Origin of the sequence: Paenibacillus tengchongensis, assembly GCF_008973665.1 — a bacterium.
Taxonomy (GTDB): Bacteria; Bacillota; Bacilli; order Paenibacillales; family Paenibacillaceae; genus Paenibacillus_AQ; species Paenibacillus_AQ tengchongensis.
Map to the genome: position 1 here is coordinate 193,100 of NZ_WACP01000004.1, position 18,616 is coordinate 211,715.

An 18,616-nucleotide genomic window follows, 5' to 3' on the forward strand; every position below is an offset into this window, starting at 1 on the left:
TTACGAAATGATTGGTTCCATTGCCGATACGGCCTACGGACGGCTGCAGGGAATTCCGGAAGAAGGAGTCTGCGTCTGGCGCGGGATTCCCTATGCTGCACCGCCGGTTCAGGAGCGCCGTTTCGCTCCGCCTGTACCTCCCGAGTCCTGGAGCGGGGTGCGCGATGCCGGTGAATTCGGACCGGTAAGCCTTCAGCCTGTCAGCACGAACGGGATGCGGTTTGCCGGAACAACGCCGGTCTATGCCGAGGACTGCCTGTACCTCAATGTGTGGTCGCCCGCCGAAGAGGGCGAGAAGCTTCCGGTAATGGTGTGGATTCACGGGGGCACCTTTGTGACAGGAGCCGGCAGCCAGCCGATGTTTGAGGGCTCCGCGCTTGCGCGCAGCGGCAGGGTGGTCGTCGTGACGGTCAATTACCGGCTCGGCCCGCTGGGTTTCCTGCATCTGGCTCCGCTGGGCGGCGATTTCGCCTCGAACCTGGGGCTGCTCGATCAGATATCCGCGCTCCGCTGGGTGCAGGACAATATCGGCGCGTTTGGCGGTGACCCGGCCCAGGTCACGGTGTTCGGCGAATCGGCGGGCAGCATGAGCATTGCGGCCCTGCTGGCAATGCCGGCGGCCAAAGGCCTGTTCGCACGGGCAATCCTGCAGAGCGGGGCCGCACAGTGCCTGCAGCCGGGACCGGCGTCTGCCATCGCCGGAGCCTTCCTCGGCGAGCTGGGCCTCGTCCCGGGCGGGGACCTTGTGCCGCTGCGCCGGCTGCCGGCGGAGGAAATTATGAACGCGGCGGCGAGGATGGCGTACAAGCTGTCCGGCAATTCGCTCGCGATGTTGTTCCAGCCGGTGCTGGACCCGGCGACATTGCCCGTGCATCCGGAGCAGGCTATTGCTTCCGGCTCGGCGGAAGGTATTCCGCTGCTGATCGGGACAAATCTGCATGAGGGGCATCTCTTCTTCCGTGAAGAGCAGGCGGCCGGCAATTTCGCGCAGGCGCTGAAATCGCTGGAGCTGGCGCTGGGCAGTGGTGATTTAAGCGGGCTTGCCGCCGGGTACCCGCAGTCCTGGGAGGGTCAGGCCGACCTGCTCACCGACCTGCTGTTCTGGGGCAACTCGCTGCAGCTTGCGGAGCGGCAGCTGGCGCATGCGCCGGTATGGATGTACCGGTTCGACTGGGCCATTCCGGGACACCCTCTATTGGGCCGCGCCGTTCACGGCGCAGAGATTTATTATGTCTTCCATACCATTGCCCTGCTCCATCAGTACGGCGTAGCTGTTACGCCGGAGATGGAACGGGTGGCCGGACTGATGCAGAAGACATGGACGGCATTTGCCCGCTCCGGGAATCCGGCGGTACCGGAAGCGGAGTGGCCGCCGTACTCGCTTGACGGACGCGCTACGCTGATTATCGGCGGTGCAGCCCGCGTGGAGAATGATCCGGACAGCAGCAAGCGGGAGCAGGTTCAGGCGGCGCTGAGCAAGCCGCAGCAAGCTTAACTGGATATGCAGCAGCAGTTTTGCAGACAAGTCTCCGGGCAGGATGGAGCCGATGCAGAGCTGCTGCTTTTTTATGTGTTTGCAGCGCAGGGAGCGGGGAGAGCGGGCGCTGCAATGGAGCCGGTGTCAGCGGCGGTGGCTGGCGTCGAGGGCCGGAAGCCGGCGAAAGGCTGCAAGGAACAAGCGGGCCGGGCGGGGATGATGCATTAAGCCTTTCTGTAAATGGTAGAGGAAGGTGGTAGTTGGATTTCCGCCACTTATTTTCTGCGTAACAGCCCATTTTGTGGATTTAGTTGGATTTCCGCCATCTATTCTGACCAAAATCCGCTGGTGACATTACTTCCACTACAATTAAGTGGCGATTATCGAATTAGACTTCTGCAAACCCGTAATAAAGAGGTAATTAAGTGGCGATAATCAAATTAGTTTGTTGAGCAAGGTAAAACTATGACTCGAACAGCGATCGTCTTCTGCTGATTGCTTCCCGCTCCGTCCTGGCGCCCGCGCAGCCGTCCCCCGGTGCCCGGCGCAGCCGCATAAGACCGCGCGATGCTCCTTCGCCCGCTAGGCACAGGCTTCACTTCACCGCTGTATACCCCGAACGCTCGACCAGCTCCTGTCCCTCGGGGGACAGCATCCAGTCGATAAATTCGGCGACATGCGGATTGGTGCTGCCGGCGGTGACGGCGTACAATTCCGTGCTGAACGGATACTCCCCGCTGCGTATGCTCTCCTTGGACGGAGTCACTCCGTCAATGGCAAGCAGCTTGATGTCACCGTTGCCGTTCATCTCGGAGGCATAGTACAGGAAGCTGAAGCCGAGCGCATTCTTGAAGTTGCGGTAATTGGCTGTCCGGCTGATGATGCCGCTCATAATATTGGCAATATCCTCCTTAGGAGGGGTCATGAGCGGAGTATCGCCCATGATCTTCTGCAGCATGCTCTGGCTGCCGCTGTCCTCATCCCGCTGGAAGGCACGGATCTTGCCGCTGCCGCCGACAGCGCTCCAGCCCGTCAGCTTGCCGGAATAGATGTCCCGGATCTGAGCGCTGGTCAACCCGTCCACCGGGTTGTGCCGATTCACGAAGAAGACGAAGGCTTCGCGGCCGATAGGCGTCAGGGTCAGCTCCTTGCCCGCATGCTTAGCCGCTTTTTGCTGGGAGATGGAAGGTGCGGCGGTAAAAATAATATCCGCTTCCCCCTTGATCAGATTCCAGTACGCATCGGGGGTGGAGGAACAAATGACGGTGCCTCCGCCGTAATCATACGGCTTGTATTCCTCCGGCGGATACACCGCTTGCACAAAAGCGGAATACACCGGATACAGTGCCGTTGCTCCATCCAGCCGGGGGAGGTCGTCCGTAAGCTGGTAAGCGGACTTTTGCTGCAGGGCTACCGCCTTGGTCCCGTAGGCAAAAGGTTGATATTCCATCAAGTTGACCTCCCTGTCGTCAACGACGGCAAAGCTGTTGATATAAGCCTGTCTGAGCTCGTGGCCGGCCACAGCAAGCAGACACAGGCCTGCAAAAGAGGCGAGCAGAATATTCCGCGTCCGCAGCGTCCAGAGCTGAAAAATAGCAATGACCACGTACAGGGCCAACCCGGAGGCGACTACCATAACCAGCGGAGTATAAAAGATCATTCCCCCGAACAGTGCAGTGATGAAAGTGGCAATAAACCCTGCAAAAGCAATTCCGGCCACAGCCAGAATCGAGTACAGCAGATTGGTTCCAAAGGATCGTTTCACGGGTGTCCTCCTGAAAATCGGATGAAATTGAAACAGTAAGACGATGGCAATCCTGTAAATTATACCGCAGAGGATGGAATCGCACTATCCAATTTATTACAAAACATGATGAACTCTTTTATGAAAATCGGTGAAATTTTCATAAACTACTAGACGAAACGGGCAAACGGGAGTATTCTGAGATTGTGAAAAAAATAACGGAATACAAGATTCTCGGGGTAAGGTGAAATTCCTGACCGGCGGTGATGTTCAAAGCGAACTAGCCCGCGACTCGTTCTAAGGCGGCCATGGCAGCCGCAGAACGACTGATCTGGTGAGATTCCAGAGCCGACGGTAAAGTCCGGATGGGAGAGGATCAATCAAGCGGAGGCGACAGGGAGAATTTATCCCTGGCGGCTTTGCTTGATCCTGCCCCCGTCTTCTCATCCTGATCCATCAGGTGTGATGCGGGGGCTCTTGGTCTTTGTCGAGGTTTTGTATCAACAAGGAGAAGGTATTATGAGTAACATTACAGCTTCATCTTCAGGAGTTCGTACATCGCAGATGCGGAGCGGCTTCTGGCTGGTCGTGCTGGGAGCGGCGCTGTGGGGCGTCGATCCGGTGTTCCGGATTATTCTGCTGAAATCGCTCACGTCATCGCAGATTGTATTGCTTGAGCATGTCGTCTTGTTCCTGGCCGCCGCGCCGGTCCTCTGGAGGCACCGTGCGGAGCTGAAGGGCATCCGGCTGCGCCAGGCCGGAGCGCTGCTTGTCGTCTCCTGGGGCGGATCGGCCGTGGCGACCATCCTGTTCACCAAGGCGCTGGCCAGCGGGGATCTTAATGCGGTCCTGCTGCTGCAGAAGCTGCAGCCGCTGTTCGCCATCGGTCTCGCTGCAGTGGTGCTGAAGGAGCGGCTGCCGCGCAATTTTGGCCTATTGATTGTAGTTGCGCTGTTCGGAACGTATTTGCTGACCTTTGGCTGGACCGTTCCTTTCGGCCATGTGAATAACTTTATCAGCGTCGGCAGTCTGCTTGCCCTCGGTGCCGCAGCTCTTTGGGGCGGGTCAACGGTCATGGGACGCTATCTGCTCGGCTCGATGAAATACGAAACGGTAACCTCACTGCGGTTCATGCTGGCTCTGCCTCTCTTGTTCGTGGTAACGGCTGCGGAAGGTGCGCCTTGGCAGATGAACGGAGGAACCGGCGCGACTGCGGCTATCGTCATTAACCTGCTGCTGCAGGCTCTGCTGCCGGGACTGTTCAGCATGCTGCTCTATTACAAGGGGCTCAACACGACCAAGGCGTCGTTTGCTACATTGGCCGAGCTCAGTTTCCCGATGACCGGGATTGTCATCAATTGGATTTTCTTTGATACGGTTGTAACGTTTTCCCAGCTTACCGGCTTTGCGCTGATCTGGTTCACCCTGTTCCTCATTTCGAGCCAGCAGAGCCGTCAGGCGGCCGCGGACTAAGAAGTCTGCAGCGAAAGCTCGCCGCGTGATTATCTAGAATAAGAGGATGCCCGGAAGCGGTAAGAAGTACGGGACGTCCTCTTTTTTGACCGGCTTTCACCGGAATCACCGGGCCTTACGTGTATTTACTGCCATAATAATGGAAAAAATGAGCAAAGTGAAGACCGCAGCCAGTATGACGGCACTGCCGGCAAAGAATGCGATAGCGCAGATCAACAGCAGCCCCGGGACATTGAAGACGACCAGCCTCCGAAACAGCGGACGTCCGGCGATGGCGGCACTGGCATAGCTCCACAGGCTGATGATGATATGAACAAGATAGGAGAGCAAAAAGAACAGCATAAACACGGCGGCTCCGCCCGGACCGCTGATATAGGAAGCGTCAGAACCCGCCAACCGGTCCATGCAGGCTGCAGTTAAGCCATAAAGCAGGCTCAGGACAAAGGAGACGACACAGAGGTTCAACAACAGTTCTTTTTTTGCATACTCCATAACTTTCCCCCTGCATAAAGATTTACATATATAGTACAGCAAAACGGCAGCTGTCCAAACTAGGAATGGGTCAGGCCCGTATCCGGAACGTTAAATTGGTTACTGCATGTCTGGCCTGTTTCCGCTATGATTGGGTTTACTTTTGGATTTTAAAGACAAGGAGAGCATGTCACTTGAGAAAAATACCATTAGCCGCAGGTTTGGCCGTACTGCTTCTGGGAGTCATTTGGATAGCCGGAGATATGGGCGGCTTTCTGCACAAAGACAGCGCAAGCAGCCCGGCGGAAGCCGCCGATGTCAAGCAGCTCGTGGCGGATTACAGCGCCCATACCCTGGCGGCGGGATCGGCTTCGGTCACCTCGCGCGAACTGATCGTCAATGCAGGCTCGGCCGGAGAGAAGGCCTACCCGTTGCCGGACGATGAGTTCTTTGTGTCCATCGCGCCTTATATTGAGAGCACGCATCCCTGTGCGACCCATAGCTTGACCGGCTGCCAGGGAGAGCTGAAGAACCAGGAATTTCAGGTCCGCATCGAGGATGGCGAAGGAAAGGCTGTGGTAGACGAACAGCTGGCCTCCCAGGCGAACGGATTCATCGACCTGTGGCTGCCCCGCGGCCAGACCTTCACCGTCACCATAGAGCAGGACGGCAAACGGGCGGTGTCCGAGTTGTCCACCTTTGATGAGAATGACACCTGCATTGCCTCGATGCAGCTGATGTAGAATTTGCGGCTGTTTGCGCTCTGCTGGATAGTTGCCGGGAACCCCCAAAGTACCTGAATCGAATTCATGCCAAGCCCCACTTTGTGGGGCTATTTTGCGTTGTGCTTGTTAACCGTGAACTGGCAGAAATCTCGGAAATCGCGCACACGGGAGTAAAAATAAGCCTTTCCTCCCATACTACCCTTATTCCTGGACAACGAGCATTCATTATCAGCAGGAGGTGTGTCCGCAGATGGCGGATTTCAAGGCTCCCGTTATCTATATCCAGTTCAAGAACCGTGTAGCGGTGCCCAAAGGCAAGACCGTGCTGCTGCGCGATGTGGCCTACCTGATCGCCGCCGACGAGTGGAGGGAACGTCTCTATTCCATTACGCTGCAGAAGCCGGAGACAAGCGACGGCAATCTGCTGCTGATCGATCTGTTAATGGTCATTCCGCAGATCCACAGGCTAATTCCCGGTGCGGAGATCCAGCCTATTGGTGAAGGGCGGACCATCGTACAGATTGTCGGCCCGGCCGAGCGCCGGAAGCCCTCCGTGGCGCTGTTTGTGCTGGTATGGCTGCTGCTGTTCTTCGGGTCGGCGCTGACGATTATGAATTTCCATGCGGATGTCAGCATGCAGGAGGTGCATGTCCGTATTGTGGAGATGCTGACCGGCCGCCGGGTTGAGCATCCCTATTTGTTTCAGGCAGCCTATTCCGTCGGCATCGGGTTCGGCATGGTCATCTTTTTTAACCATCTGTTCAAGAAGAAATGGAATGAAGAACCGACGCCGCTGGAGGTGGAAATGTTTCTGTACCAGAAGAATATCGACCATTATGTGGTCCATGAGGAATACAGCAAACTGAGCCCGGGCGGCAGGGAGGATCAAACATGACGGCCCCCATCCTGGTCGGGCTTCATTTGCTGCTCGGGCTTGCCGGAGGCATCGCCGTGGGCGGCGGTGTCATTGCCTTGTTCATCGTGCTGGATATGGTTCCGCGCCTGGCCCAGCTGACCTCGTCCTACGATAAAGTGCATTGGTACGAAGGTGCAATGGTCGGGGGCTCGCTGATCGGTACGGTCAGTGATTTCTGGGGCTGGAAAATCGCCGCCGGTCCCCTTGCTGTGCTTTTTGTTGGGCTGCTTAACGGAATCTTCGTCGGAATGCTTGCCGCTGCCTTGACCGAAGTGCTCAATGTGCTGCCGATTCTGGCGAAACGGCTGCGTATGACCCGCTATCTGTTCGCTCTGCTGATGGCAATGGTATGCGGCAAGGTTGCAGGCTCGTTTTTTGACTGGTTCGTCTACCAACAGTAGAAAGGGGTTCACATATGGTGAGGTATATACACAGCGGGGACCAGATGGAAGAGGACAACAGCCGCCGCGAGCTGCATCCGGTCGTGCAGGACAGCCTGCTGCCGGCGGTAAGTCCGGCGGGCCGTCAGGACATGTCAGCGTCTGCCGCAAAGGCTGGGGAGCAGGAGGATACAGGGGGAAGCCCTTCCTTTGATACGGAGGCTGCAGCAGAACCGGGCCTTGACAGTCCGGAGCAGAAGGGAACCGACTCCAGAGGAGAAGAACCGCAAGGCTCGGCCGGGAATGCTGCCGGAGACGAAGGCAGGGACGGACAGGCGGAAGCTCCGGGCGGAGGTAAGGGTGAAAGAAAGGGTGAGGAAGCGGGCAACGCCCATGCAGACACTGCGGATAGCCAGCGTGCAGGCCAGACAGAAGCCGAAGATACAGGCAGCAGTGACGATGACAATGGCAATAACGAAGCTAACAGCAATAACGAGGATAACGGCACCGGGCAAGATGACGATGAGCTGGACAGCGGGAAACAGGACAGCGGCAGTCAGAGCAAGGACGGTAAAGGATTCTGGGCCCGCCTGTTCGATGATGACAGCGGTCCGGGCGAGGACGCAGCCACAGGAGAGGGCAATCAGGACCAGCCGGACGGTGCCGGAGACAACGGCAGGCAGGAGCCGTCTGTTGCTACAGGGCAGCGGGAAATGGAGGCTGCCGGCGAACTGGGGACGGAAGAGCCTGAGCCGGCCAAGAAGGGCTTCTTCGCACGGCTGTTCGGCGATGACGGAGACGATGAGGATGGGCAGGAGAATGAATACAGCGCGGCAGACGGTGGACAAGACAAATCCGGGCAGCGGGTTGCCAAGGGCGCAGGGGAAGGTAAAGGCAAAGATGCCAAGCAGCAAGAGGGCAGAGAGGCAAAGCAGGAACAGAAGCCTGATCCCTTGCAGAAGAAGCGCGATAAAGAGATATCCAACTCTCTGGAGGAGTCGATCATATACTGGCAGGGCTCGGACCAAATCTCGCCCCGGCTCTCCGATACCAAACGGACATTGACCGAAGTCATGGGCCTCGGCTCCTCCTTTGACGTTGTGTTCCGGGAGATGTCCTTTGCCGGGCGTAAGGCGGCGCTGCTGTGCATCAGCGGCTTCGCCAAGGATACGATTCTCGATGAAATTCTTAAACGATTGACCTATCTGACACCGGATAACGTCGACAGCGATGTGTTCACCAGCTTTATGCGGGAGTATATTCCGCACATTCAGGTGGAAAAGGGCGATCTGCTCAGCGAAAGCATCAACAAGGTGCTGACGGGCATGAGCGCCTTGTTCATTGAAGGACAGTCTCAGGTAATCATCATGGATACCCGCGCCTATCCTGCCCGCGGTCCGGACGAGCCCTCGATCGAGCGGGTGGTGCGCGGGGCGCGCGACGGCTTCACGGAAACGCTGCTCAGCAACATAGCCCTGGTACGGCGGCGTGTCCGCGACCCCGGCTTAAAGTTTGAAATGCACCAGGTGGGGCGCCGGACGCGGACAGACGTAAGTGTGGCCTACATCGACGATATTGTCGACAAAGCCCAGGTCAAGGCCGTTACCGAAAAAATCAAAAATGTAAACATTGACGGCATTCCGCTGGCCGACAAACAGCTGGAGGAAGCCATCGTCGGTTCTGGCTGGAGCCCATATCCGCTGGTCCGGTATTCCGAACGGCCCGATATCGTCGCCTCCCATTTGCTTGAAGGAAGGCTGGTGATTTTCGTGGATACCTCTCCCAGCGTAATGGTACTGCCGACCACGTTCTTCGATCTTTGCCAGCACGCCGAGGAGAACCGCCAGACGCCGTTTATGGGAACTTATTTGCGGTGGGTACGGTTCATCGGGATTTTCGCCTCCATGTTCCTGCTGCCACTCTGGATGCTGATGGTGATCCATCCGGAGCTGAAGCCGCCGATGCTGGAATTTATCGGTCCGCAGAAAATGGCCAAAATCCCCATCCTGGCCCAGTTCCTGATCGTTGAACTGGGGGTTGACCTGCTGCGGATGGCCGCCGTGCATACGCCGACGCCGCTCGGCTCGGCCATGGGCCTGATCGCTGCCATCCTGATCGGCGACATCGCCGTGCAGACCGGTTTGTTCGTCAATGAAGTCGTACTGTATATGGCTGTAGCTTCGATCGGCATGTTCGCCACGCCAAGCTACGAGCTGGGGCTGGCCAACCGGATTGTCCGGCTGGTTCTGCTGGTCGCGGTGGCCGCCTTCCAGGTGCAGGGCTTCATGATCGGTACCACGCTGCTGATCGTACTGCTGGCCACACACCGCTCCTACAATTCGCCGTATTTGTGGCCTTTTATACCGTTTAATGCAAAAGCGCTCGGCTCTATTCTGCTGCGCCAGCCGGTGCTCAGCGAGCGAACCCGGCCGTCCTTCAACAAAACGAGGGATAATACACGGATGCCGCCTGTCCGGAAGAACAAAAAGCAGCCGTAGAATAATACAAATCAACTGCAAATTAGTCCATTCTATGGCGTTCCCACTGTCTGCTATACTGAATACACTAAATAGCCCTCATTTCAAGCGGCCGGAGCTGCGGTGAATGCGCACTTGGCCTGAACGATTTGAGCGGTCATAGCATATATTAGACAGGGTGGAATTAGAACTTCCACGGAAATTGGAGGCTGAGCAATGTTTTTACACGGGACGAGCCGGATTAACGAAGCCGGGCATTTGGAGATCGGCGGCTGCGATGTGACTGAGCTGAAGGCGGAATACGGCACTCCGCTATATATAATGGACGAGCAACTGATCCGTCGCCGGGCGCGTGAATACGTGGATGCCTTCACGGCTTCCGGCCTGGGCTTCCAGGTGGCCTACGCCAGCAAAGCATTCTCTGTCATGGCCATGTGCCGCATTGCCGACGAAGAGGGGCTCTCGCTGGATGTCGTATCCGACGGTGAGCTGTATACCGCGCTGCAGGCCGGATTTCCGGCGGAGCGCATTCATTTTCACGGCAACAACAAGACGCCGGACGAGATCGAGATGGCGATCAGTGCAGGAATCGGCTGCTTTGTCGTCGATAACCTGGTAGAGCTGCGCCTGCTGCAGGCCATTGCCGCCGGGAAGGGCGCCAGCGTCAAGATTCTGCTTCGGGTGACTCCGGGCGTGGAAGCACATGCCCATCATGCCTATGCTTCTACAGGCCAGACCGATTCGAAGTTCGGCTTCGATATCGGCAACGGCTCCGCGTTTGAAGCGGTGCGGCTGGCTTCCGACCAGGCGAACCTGCAGCTGCTCGGTGTTCATTCTCACATCGGCTCGCAGATCTTCGAGACCGAGGGCTTCCAGCTCGCGGTGGAACGGATCGCTGAATTCACCCGCAAGGTGAAGGAAGAGCTGAACATTGACTTCCCGGTTGTTAACCTGGGCGGCGGCTTCGGTATCCGCTATGTGGACGGCGATACGCCGCTGGCGGTATCGGAATATGTGGCGGCGATTACCGACGCGGTGAAGACGCATTTTGCCGGCATCAGCGACAAGCTGCCGGAGATCTGGGTGGAACCGGGCCGCAGCATTGTCGGCGACGCCGGCACAACGCTGTATACGGTCGGCACCAGCAAGGAGATTCCGGGCGTGCGCAAATATGTCGCCGTTGACGGAGGCATGACCGATAACCCGCGTCCGGCGCTGTACGAATCCAAGTATGAGGCCATGCTGGCCAACCGTGCGAAGGAAGCGAACGAAGAGGCGGTTTCCATCGCCGGCAAATGCTGCGAGAGCGGCGATATGCTGATCTGGGATGTGGAGCTGCCGAAGGTTGAGAGCGGCGATCTGCTCGCCGTTGCCTGCACGGGTGCCTACAACTACTCCATGGCCAGCAACTACAACCGCATCCGCCGTCCGGCCGTCGTGTTCGTGCAGAACGGGCACAGCGATCTGGTAGTGCGCCGCGAGAGCCATCAGGACATCATCGCCAATGATGTGGTGCCGCAGCGGATCGCGAAGCAGCCGGTGACGAAGTAACATTTGGCCAAGTGCACAGGCAAAGCAGGGGGCGGGCAGCCCCCTGCTTTGCTTTGTGCGCCATTTTCTAGTAAACTAAGACAAGTGTGTTAGAATACATGATCATTGAATCGGGAAGGAATGTGCCTAATGAAAAAAGGAACCATTGAGCTGGAGAACGGCGGAGTCATCGAGATTGAATTTTTTGACCAGGACGCTCCGAACACCGTAGCCAACTTCGAGAAGCTGGCCAACGAAGGCTTTTATAACGGACTCGTATTCCACCGCGTTATTCCGGGCTTTGTAGCCCAGGGCGGATGCCCTAACGGAACAGGAACCGGCGGACCAGGATACACGATCAACTGCGAGATCAACCCGAACAAGCATGAACGCGGCGTTCTCGCCATGGCCCATGCCGGCAAGAACACCGGCGGCAGCCAGTTCTACATCACGTACGCCCCGCAGCCGCATCTGGACGGAGTGCATACCGTATTCGGCAAGATTACGAAGGGTATGGAATATGTCGATGCGTTCCAGGGACGCGACAAGATGAAGGAAGTTAAAGTGTTCGAAGCTTAATTTACTTGAATTACAGTGCCCCCGGCGGAGAAATCCGTCCGGGGGTTTTATTGTTCGGCTGCCGGCACATTTCTGGATTCACGGCAACTAGAATTACTGCGGCGAACAGATACAGCACTGCTGTTAGTGTAAGCTTCCGCAGCACATCTCCCGTTTGAACAGCAATATTAAAATTGAAAAGCTGATGGATGATAATCGGGATGATCAGATTACGACTCCTATTGTAAAATGCAGTAATAATGACAGACACAGCCAGAATGCCGGCAAGAAAGCTTATGACATACTGCAACAGCTGATACCCCGTATAACCTGACATCAACCATAACGGTGCATGCCATAATCCCCAGACCAGACCGACCACAACGGCTGATTTTAATGGACTAAGCTTTTTTTGCAACTCATTTAGTACAAATCCTCTCCATCCCAGTTCTTCTCCTAAGGGACCTTGGATGAGGTTATAGCCGAATAAAAGAAGAAGATTGAGCCAAGAAAACGCCACTTGCTTATCGACCGGCACATCCCACACGGCACTCGTTATCCATAAACTTCCCGCCAGAATCAAAAGCTGGAGCAGCACAACTCCCCCTAATGCTGAACCGCTGATTTTTCCGCTAAACCGGCTTTTGATAAAGCTCCATAAATTCCTCTGCGGATAAATCCTGCGGAACATCACGATCAGAACGATGGTGGAAGACCATGAGGACAGCACAATGAGCAGGGTCTGTAATAAAGGGGATTTGAGAAATAACGTAGCTGCGCCGATGAGGAGCAGGAAGATATAAAACAACACATAACTCGAACCAACAAACCTTCTGATCATTACAAACATCCAACTCGCCTCCCGCAAATAAAAAAACCAATGCACAATTCCCGGAATTGTTCACTGGTTATAAAATATAAACTATGGGATTACCCCCGGGTCAATGCCCGGACAGCCGTTAACCTTTTTCTACCGGGATAAAAATCTCCAGGAAGACACGTTCCTGATGATCGGAATAGGTCACGAGGCGAGTCTTGACAAAAGCAACTCCTGCAGGACTATATCCCTGTGCCTTGCCCCACTTCAGCGAAGCATGAAAAATAGGTTCTTCCAGATTGTGATTTCCATCCTGCGTTCTGCCATCTTCGGCAATGGTATAAATGCAGTTGGAGTATTGAATCATGTCATTGCTCCGATCTTCTTCCCCGGATTTCTGCTTTTGAACAATTAACATGTTAGAATCGAGCAGCCCGTTCTTGTCAAAAGTGAACCTTCTTAAAATACTGCTGAGAATGTCTTCGGTCCTTATGTCGATCTTCTCCAATATCCGCGGATATTCGGAAAAGGATTGAAAACCGGAAAACTCACCCAATATTTTGTAGGCAGGAAATTTCTGTATGGAGTACCGGTTTAAATGCTCATGTAATGTCCCGCAGAAGGCTTTGGTTTCCCGGATCAATTGAAGCAGGGAGTGCTGCTGCTGAATATTATCTTCCACTTGCACGGCCTTTGTTTCCAGCAAACTTTCCAATTCGCTTATTTCACTGCCAGCCTGCAGTTTTCTGACCTCCTTCAGCGTCAAATTCCTTTTCTTATAGAAATCGGCCACCATCAGAGTATAAATATCATAATTATCATATTGCCGGTAATTGTTTTGTTCGTTATGATTTGGCTGTACAATGTTTTGTTCTTCAAAATACCGCAGTGTATCCCTCGACATTCCTAAAATATCTGCTAATTCTCTTGTTTGAAATGTATTTCTCTCCACTTTAGAAGAACCTCCGTTTATGATAATGATTCATCGTTCTCTTCGCATAACCCCCGGCAACGCGAAAAAGCAGCCGTACATCAGCACAAAAATCAGCAGCGCGAATCCCTCTTCCGCCAACAGATAATACGGATACGGTCCGAAGAAGTCCAGCACGGAGGCGGTGCCCGGTTTATGCATCAGGAACATGTAATTGGACCCGAGCAGCAGATTCGCCCCGTACACCAGCACAGCTATAAGATTCAGGATGAGCATGGTAAAAGCTATGGACCTCCAGGACGGGCGGAAGCCTTCGACCCAGGTCATATACAGCGAAGCCCAGATAATCGCGCCATGGGCGATGAAGAAGAGCAGGAAGCGGACATGCGGAAAAGGGTAGACCAGATTCGGCGTCAGCAGCGCGATCCATGCTCCCCCGATCCCGGCAAAATACAGGAAAGAGTATAGCAGGCGGCTGCGGGTCAGCAGCATGACGGCGGACAGCAGCAGCGTAATTCCGCACAGCTCCAGCGGCAGCGAGGAAGAGGCTTTCCAGATGCTCTGGGAGAGATACCAGACATGCAGGCCTGCTTCGCAGAGCAGCAGCAATACGGCCAGCAGAATGCGGAAGTTCCGCCGGCGGGAAGGGGACGCAGCCAGAGGATGACGCATTGTATAAAGCAGAAAGCATACTCCGGCGATAACGGCCAGAGTGATCCAGTGGGACGGGGAGAACATGGCAAAATCAGCTTCACGGTGCCGGTCAAACAGAGGGATGGGACTCACAGCCTCTCTTGTATGGGAATGTCCAGTAGTAATCTGAAAATAAAATATCCAAATTTCCGGGTTCTCTGATTCTAAAGTCTTACGGGTAGGTGATATAAGTATATAATGCTCAAGCTGACCGGGAAAGGAAGAATTGCAGCTTTTACACATATCTGGGCACGGAAACCTCGAATACATACATATCGGCAGCTGACGGCGGGACTCCCTCCATGTGTGCGTTTCGTGTGTGCGCTTAATGAAAAACTGCAATGATTTGTTTCCCGTGTTCTTCGCTTGAATATCAAATCAGGAATGGGGGATTCCGGGGAATGGCGAAGAAAAGAATAAGTTTGGCGGTTGTGCTCCTGATGCTGATCCTGCAGGTTGTATCCGGCATCGGACAGCCGCCTCAGGTCACAGCGGCAGGGATCGAAGACGAGCGGGATATCATCACAAGCGTCTCGATGGCCGTATACGGACCTGACGGGCAGACGGTTACCGGAGCGGTGTATGACATCGACTCCACGGTAACGCTGGATTATACTTGGGCACTGCCGAGCGGACACGGTTACAGCGGCGGTGACACCTTTACCTTCCAGCTCCCTGAGCAATTCCAATTGTTCAATGACATTAGCGGTGCTTTGGTGTCGGATGACGGCGATGTGGGCGAGTTCAGCGTAAACCGCTCGACCCACCAGGTGACCTTGACCTTTAGCGGCTACATAGAAAGCCATGACAATGTCCACGGCACGCTACGGATCAACACGCAGTTTGACAAAACGGTAATCGGCGGCAGCATCACCGTGCCGATTGTGTTCCCGGTCAACGGGGGGGCGGAGACCATTGTGGTTCATTTCCAGCCGCAGACCGGCTCAGCCATTGAGAAATCCGGGGTTTCCGGCGGCTTCAATGCCAGGGAAATCCACTGGACGGTCGATATCAACAAGAAGCTGGAGCGTATCTCCGGTGCAACTGTAACAGACCCGGTTCCTGCGGGCTTGTCTCTGCCGGCCACGGCTACTGTTGCCGTATACAATCTGAGTGTAGGCCTGGATGGAACCGCGGTGCAAGGCGGGCCGGTTGACCCGGGGCAATATACGGCCGAGATTGCCGGCGGGGCACTGGTGGTCCGCTTCACGGAGCCGGTCATTAGCGGCGCATACCGGATTGCTTATACTACGGGTATCACAGGCAATGACAGCAGCTATACCAATACGGCAACGCTGACAGGTGACGGCCGTGACCCGGCCAGCGCTTCTGCGACAGTCGAGATCAAACGCGGGCCCAGCCTGAACAAATATGCCGGCGAATATCAATGGGGCAACCAGATTATCCCCTGGATCATTGAGTATAACTTTAATAACGGAGAGGTTCCGCAGCAGTATGCGGTACTGACCGACTTGTTCAATGATTCGGTAAGCCTGGTTCCGGACTCGCTTGCCGTATACCCGGTAACACTTGATGCTGCCGGCAAGGTGACCAAGGGCGCAGCACTGACCCCGGGGACCGATTATACAGTCAGTGAGATCACGAGGGAGAACCGGAAGGGCTTCGTGCTATCTTTTAACCGTGACGTAACTTCACCTTACCAGATTGAATACAAGACGAAGGCTGCGGGACGTGTCTATCAGAACACTACTGTTACGAATACGGTTACGGACAGCATCTATACTGCCAAGGCAGAGCGGCTGCTCCGCCCGGCCATTATTTACAAGACCTTATCCGGTGTGAATTATAAGAATCAGACAACCGATTGGAAAGTCACCATTAACGGCGACAGCCAGCCTATGGACGAAGTAGTGGTAACCGACGGCTTCCCGGAAGGCGGCCAGAAGCTTATTCCGGAATCGGTGGTCGTCAAGAGCGGCAGCGGAGCGGTGCTGGCGGACTCTGCGTATACCCTGGATTATGCAGCGCCGGTTCAACCCAATGCCAGCTTTAAGGTGAAATTCAAGTCACCGATTACCGGCACCTTTGTCATCTCTTACACAACCTACTTCAACAATGACTGGATTGTAACCCAAACGGAGGACTTCAAAAATTTGGCCCGTGTCGAGTGGGTAGACCTGGAGGGCGCGGATCGGGAGGCATCTGCCGAAGGAATCTTCATTCCACGGGCCGAATCCAAGAACAACGGATTCAAGAACGGCAGCTATAATGCTGCCGGCAAAGAGATCACATGGAATGTCGGTGTTAACTATAACGCCAAAACTGTAGCTGATCCGGTGGTAACCGACACCCTTACTGCCGGCCAGAGTCTGGTTCCCGGTTCGCTGAAGGTATACAATCTGAAGGTGGAGCCAAACGGCAGCTATTCCCGGGGCACTGTACTGGGCGAAACAGCTTACAGCTATGCCGTAACCGGAAATGAACTGAAGGTTGAATTCGCAGCGGGGATACAAGAGCCGTACGTGATCGAATTCAAGACCAGCCTGGACGGCAGACTCATCGGCCCGGAGGTGAAGAACACCGCCCGCCTGCTGGATGGAACGAAGCCGGTGTCCAAGGAGCTGCGCGCCTCGGTAACGATCCCTTACGGCGGCGAGTATGTGGTGAAGGATGGTCTGCAAAGCGGCGACAGAGTAAGCTGGAGCCTGACGATCAACCGCTCGCAGTCGCATGTTAAGGCTGCGAAGATTATCGACACGCCAAGCAATAACCAGCTTCTGCTGCCGGAATCGTTCCATCTGTATCCGACAACCGTAGCAGCTGATGGTACAATTGCCAAGAGCGCACCGGAGCTGGTCAAGGATACCGATTATACACTGCGGGTGCTCTCAGACAATGACGGCAAGCAGAGCTTTGAATTAAGCTTCCTGCACGATATCGATTCTGCTTATATTCTGGAATATCAATCCCTGATCAATGCGAATACAGGGGATAAACTGGTCAATACCGCATCCTTCAGCGGCAATAATGAGGTGCTGGTGCAAAAGGATACGACCAAAGAAGTCATTGTCGGCGTATCGAGCGGCTCAGGCACCGGCAGCGGTGTCAGAGGAAGCTTGAATGTCGTCAAGCTCGATGCGGCGGACCGGACCACGGCGCTGGCCGGAGCGGTCTTCGAGCTGTACCGCCTGAACGGGGCGGAGCGGGTGCTGGTCAACACCCTGACCACGGACAACGCCGGCAGCGCCGTCTTCCGGAATCTGTGGCTGGGCAGCTACGTCCTGATCGAGACGGCCGCCCCGGCTGGATATGTCCGTGATACAGCGGAATATCCGGTATCCATCGGCTCATCGGCCACCGTGAATCTGGCGGTGTACAACACCGCAGTTGCGCCTACGGCGACCGCAACGCCGACGGCGACAACACCACCAACGGCGACCACGCCGCCGACGGCGACAACACCGCCAACGGCGACCACGCCGCCGACGGCGACCACGCCGCCAACGGCGACCACGCCGCCGACGGCGACCACGCCGCCGACGGCGACAACACCGCCAACGGCGACAGCGTCGCCGGAAGCATCGGCGCCGCCAGCGGCGACGAACCCGCCGGCAACCGTCGCACCGCCGGCCACGCTTACACCAACGGCCACGACAGGTGTGCCGGGGACGACAGCGGCGCCTACACCGGGCGTCCCGACAGTTCCGGGCATAACCATCGATGACGACGACGTGCCGGCAGGCGGAGTTACCACGCCAGCCGTCTCGCCGACACCGCCGGTGACAGGCGGCGGAACGCCGGATGAGACGATCATCGACGACGAAGTACCGCAAGGCGGCGGTACACCGGATGAGATCATCGTGGATGACGAAGTACCGCAGGGCACCGTCAGCGATCCTGAGGGTACACTGCCACAGACCGGTGAAAGCAGCCCGCTGCCGATCTACCTGACCGGTCTCGGACTGATCCTGGCCGGGGTCATCCTCAGCAGAGTGTACAGACGCAGCCGCAAGCAGGAATAGCCGATCGGCTGGAAGCACCCGGACATTTAGAGCCGGGTGCTTTTTTCTGCTCGTGCTATGCTTTGGACGAAATAAATGCGCTGCTGCTCCTGAATGTGTCTGCAATGACTACCTCACGGGGAACCTGTTTTTTGATTACGCTGAACAATGGCGTCTACATGATGAGAAACCTTTGCTGTCCGCCATCAATAACGGACCGGGATGACGTTATTTTTTGTATTTGCGTGCAATGGACTGCGTAACGCACACCAGGGACCCTATTGAGCTGGGATGGCGAATAATTACACCATTTCAGCAGAAATAACGTCATCTGGGACCGATAGGGCGTATAGTCCATGGATTTTGGCTAAATAGCGCCCGTACGGTCCGTTTTTCGCGAGCAAGCTATTCTGAACCTCCTCCCAACATCCGGTGGGTGAGAAGTATCCGTTCCACACTGTC

At 55.7% G+C, this 18,616-nt stretch carries 15 protein-coding genes and 1 riboswitch; of the genes, 10 read left to right on the plus strand and 5 right to left on the minus strand.

Translation table 11 applies throughout. From position 1 onward, the window contains the following. Positions 1 to 7 precede the first annotated feature (7 nt). Positions 8 to 1,495 (plus strand): carboxylesterase/lipase family protein, encoded by a 1,488-nt coding sequence (locus F1381_RS08590; RefSeq protein ID WP_151734415.1) that lies wholly within the window; start codon positions 8 to 10, stop codon positions 1,493 to 1,495. 6 nt (positions 1,496 to 1,501) lie between these two features. Continuing rightward, positions 1,502 to 1,705, plus strand: coding sequence for a hypothetical protein (locus F1381_RS08595; protein ID WP_151734416.1), 204 nt, complete (start codon positions 1,502 to 1,504; stop codon positions 1,703 to 1,705). Positions 1,706 to 2,072: 367 nt separating this feature from the next. Here the strand turns inward: F1381_RS08595 and F1381_RS08600 are convergent, their stop codons facing one another. Next, positions 2,073 to 3,242 carry a PstS family phosphate ABC transporter substrate-binding protein gene (locus F1381_RS08600; RefSeq protein ID WP_151734417.1) on the minus strand — a complete coding sequence of 390 codons (1,170 nt, stop codon included), beginning with the start codon at positions 3,240 to 3,242 and terminating at the stop codon, positions 2,073 to 2,075. A 205-nt stretch (positions 3,243 to 3,447) separates the two neighbouring features. Continuing rightward, positions 3,448 to 3,602, plus strand: a riboswitch (FMN riboswitch). 138 nt (positions 3,603 to 3,740) lie between these two features. On the opposite strand from F1381_RS08600, the gene F1381_RS08605 reads away from it, so the two are divergent. Continuing rightward, positions 3,741 to 4,694: a DMT family transporter gene (locus F1381_RS08605; protein WP_151734418.1), complete on the plus strand. Its 954-nt coding sequence runs from the start codon at positions 3,741 to 3,743 to the stop codon at positions 4,692 to 4,694. A 105-nt stretch (positions 4,695 to 4,799) separates the two neighbouring features. Here F1381_RS08605 and F1381_RS08610 read toward each other — a convergent pair whose 3' ends face one another. Next, positions 4,800 to 5,186 (minus strand): hypothetical protein, encoded by a 387-nt coding sequence (locus F1381_RS08610; RefSeq protein ID WP_151734419.1) that lies wholly within the window; start codon positions 5,184 to 5,186, stop codon positions 4,800 to 4,802. Between the two features lie 242 nt (positions 5,187 to 5,428). Between F1381_RS08610 and F1381_RS08615 the strand changes: the two genes are divergently transcribed. The 6 genes from F1381_RS08615 to F1381_RS08640 all read left to right on the plus strand — a co-directional run bounded on the left by F1381_RS08615 (position 5,429) and on the right by F1381_RS08640 (position 11,772). Next, on the plus strand, positions 5,429 to 5,908 hold the full coding sequence (locus F1381_RS08615) for a CueP family metal-binding protein (protein WP_425495261.1): 480 nt from the start codon (positions 5,429 to 5,431) through the stop codon (positions 5,906 to 5,908). A 232-nt stretch (positions 5,909 to 6,140) separates the two neighbouring features. After that, on the plus strand, positions 6,141 to 6,785 hold the full coding sequence (locus tag F1381_RS08620) for a stage V sporulation protein AA (protein WP_151734421.1): 645 nt from the start codon (positions 6,141 to 6,143) through the stop codon (positions 6,783 to 6,785). Further along, positions 6,782 to 7,207: a stage V sporulation protein AB gene (locus tag F1381_RS08625; protein ID WP_151734422.1), complete on the plus strand. Its 426-nt coding sequence runs from the start codon at positions 6,782 to 6,784 to the stop codon at positions 7,205 to 7,207. Before F1381_RS08620 ends, F1381_RS08625 begins: the two co-directional genes overlap by 4 nt. Before the next feature lie 692 nt (positions 7,208 to 7,899). Beyond that, positions 7,900 to 9,684 (plus strand): spore germination protein, encoded by a 1,785-nt coding sequence (locus tag F1381_RS08630; protein ID WP_151734639.1) that lies wholly within the window; start codon positions 7,900 to 7,902, stop codon positions 9,682 to 9,684. A 195-nt stretch (positions 9,685 to 9,879) separates the two neighbouring features. After that, the gene (gene lysA / locus F1381_RS08635; protein WP_151734423.1) at positions 9,880 to 11,214 is read left to right on the plus strand and encodes a diaminopimelate decarboxylase; all 1,335 of its coding nucleotides are present in this window, start codon (positions 9,880 to 9,882) and stop codon (positions 11,212 to 11,214) included. A 129-nt stretch (positions 11,215 to 11,343) separates the two neighbouring features. Continuing rightward, positions 11,344 to 11,772, plus strand: a complete 429-nt coding sequence (locus F1381_RS08640) for a peptidylprolyl isomerase (RefSeq protein ID WP_151734424.1) — start codon at positions 11,344 to 11,346, stop codon at positions 11,770 to 11,772. Between the two features lie 10 nt (positions 11,773 to 11,782). On the opposite strand, the gene F1381_RS08645 is transcribed toward F1381_RS08640, so the two are convergent. The 3 genes from F1381_RS08645 to F1381_RS08655 form a co-directional block, all read right to left on the minus strand. Next, positions 11,783 to 12,601 (minus strand): CPBP family intramembrane glutamic endopeptidase, encoded by an 819-nt coding sequence (locus F1381_RS08645; protein ID WP_151734425.1) that lies wholly within the window; start codon positions 12,599 to 12,601, stop codon positions 11,783 to 11,785. Positions 12,602 to 12,710: 109 nt separating this feature from the next. Next, positions 12,711 to 13,520, minus strand: a complete 810-nt coding sequence (locus F1381_RS08650; protein ID WP_151734426.1) for a MerR family transcriptional regulator — start codon at positions 13,518 to 13,520, stop codon at positions 12,711 to 12,713. A 30-nt stretch (positions 13,521 to 13,550) separates the two neighbouring features. After that, complete coding sequence (locus F1381_RS08655) at positions 13,551 to 14,285, minus strand: YwaF family protein (protein ID WP_246187959.1); 735 nt, start codon at positions 14,283 to 14,285, stop codon at positions 13,551 to 13,553. Between the two features lie 308 nt (positions 14,286 to 14,593). Here F1381_RS08655 and F1381_RS08660 point away from each other — a divergent pair, with 308 nt between their 5' ends. Further along, the gene (locus F1381_RS08660) at positions 14,594 to 18,175 is read left to right on the plus strand and encodes an LPXTG cell wall anchor domain-containing protein (protein WP_187355255.1); all 3,582 of its coding nucleotides are present in this window, start codon (positions 14,594 to 14,596) and stop codon (positions 18,173 to 18,175) included. Positions 18,176 to 18,616 lie beyond the last annotated feature (441 nt).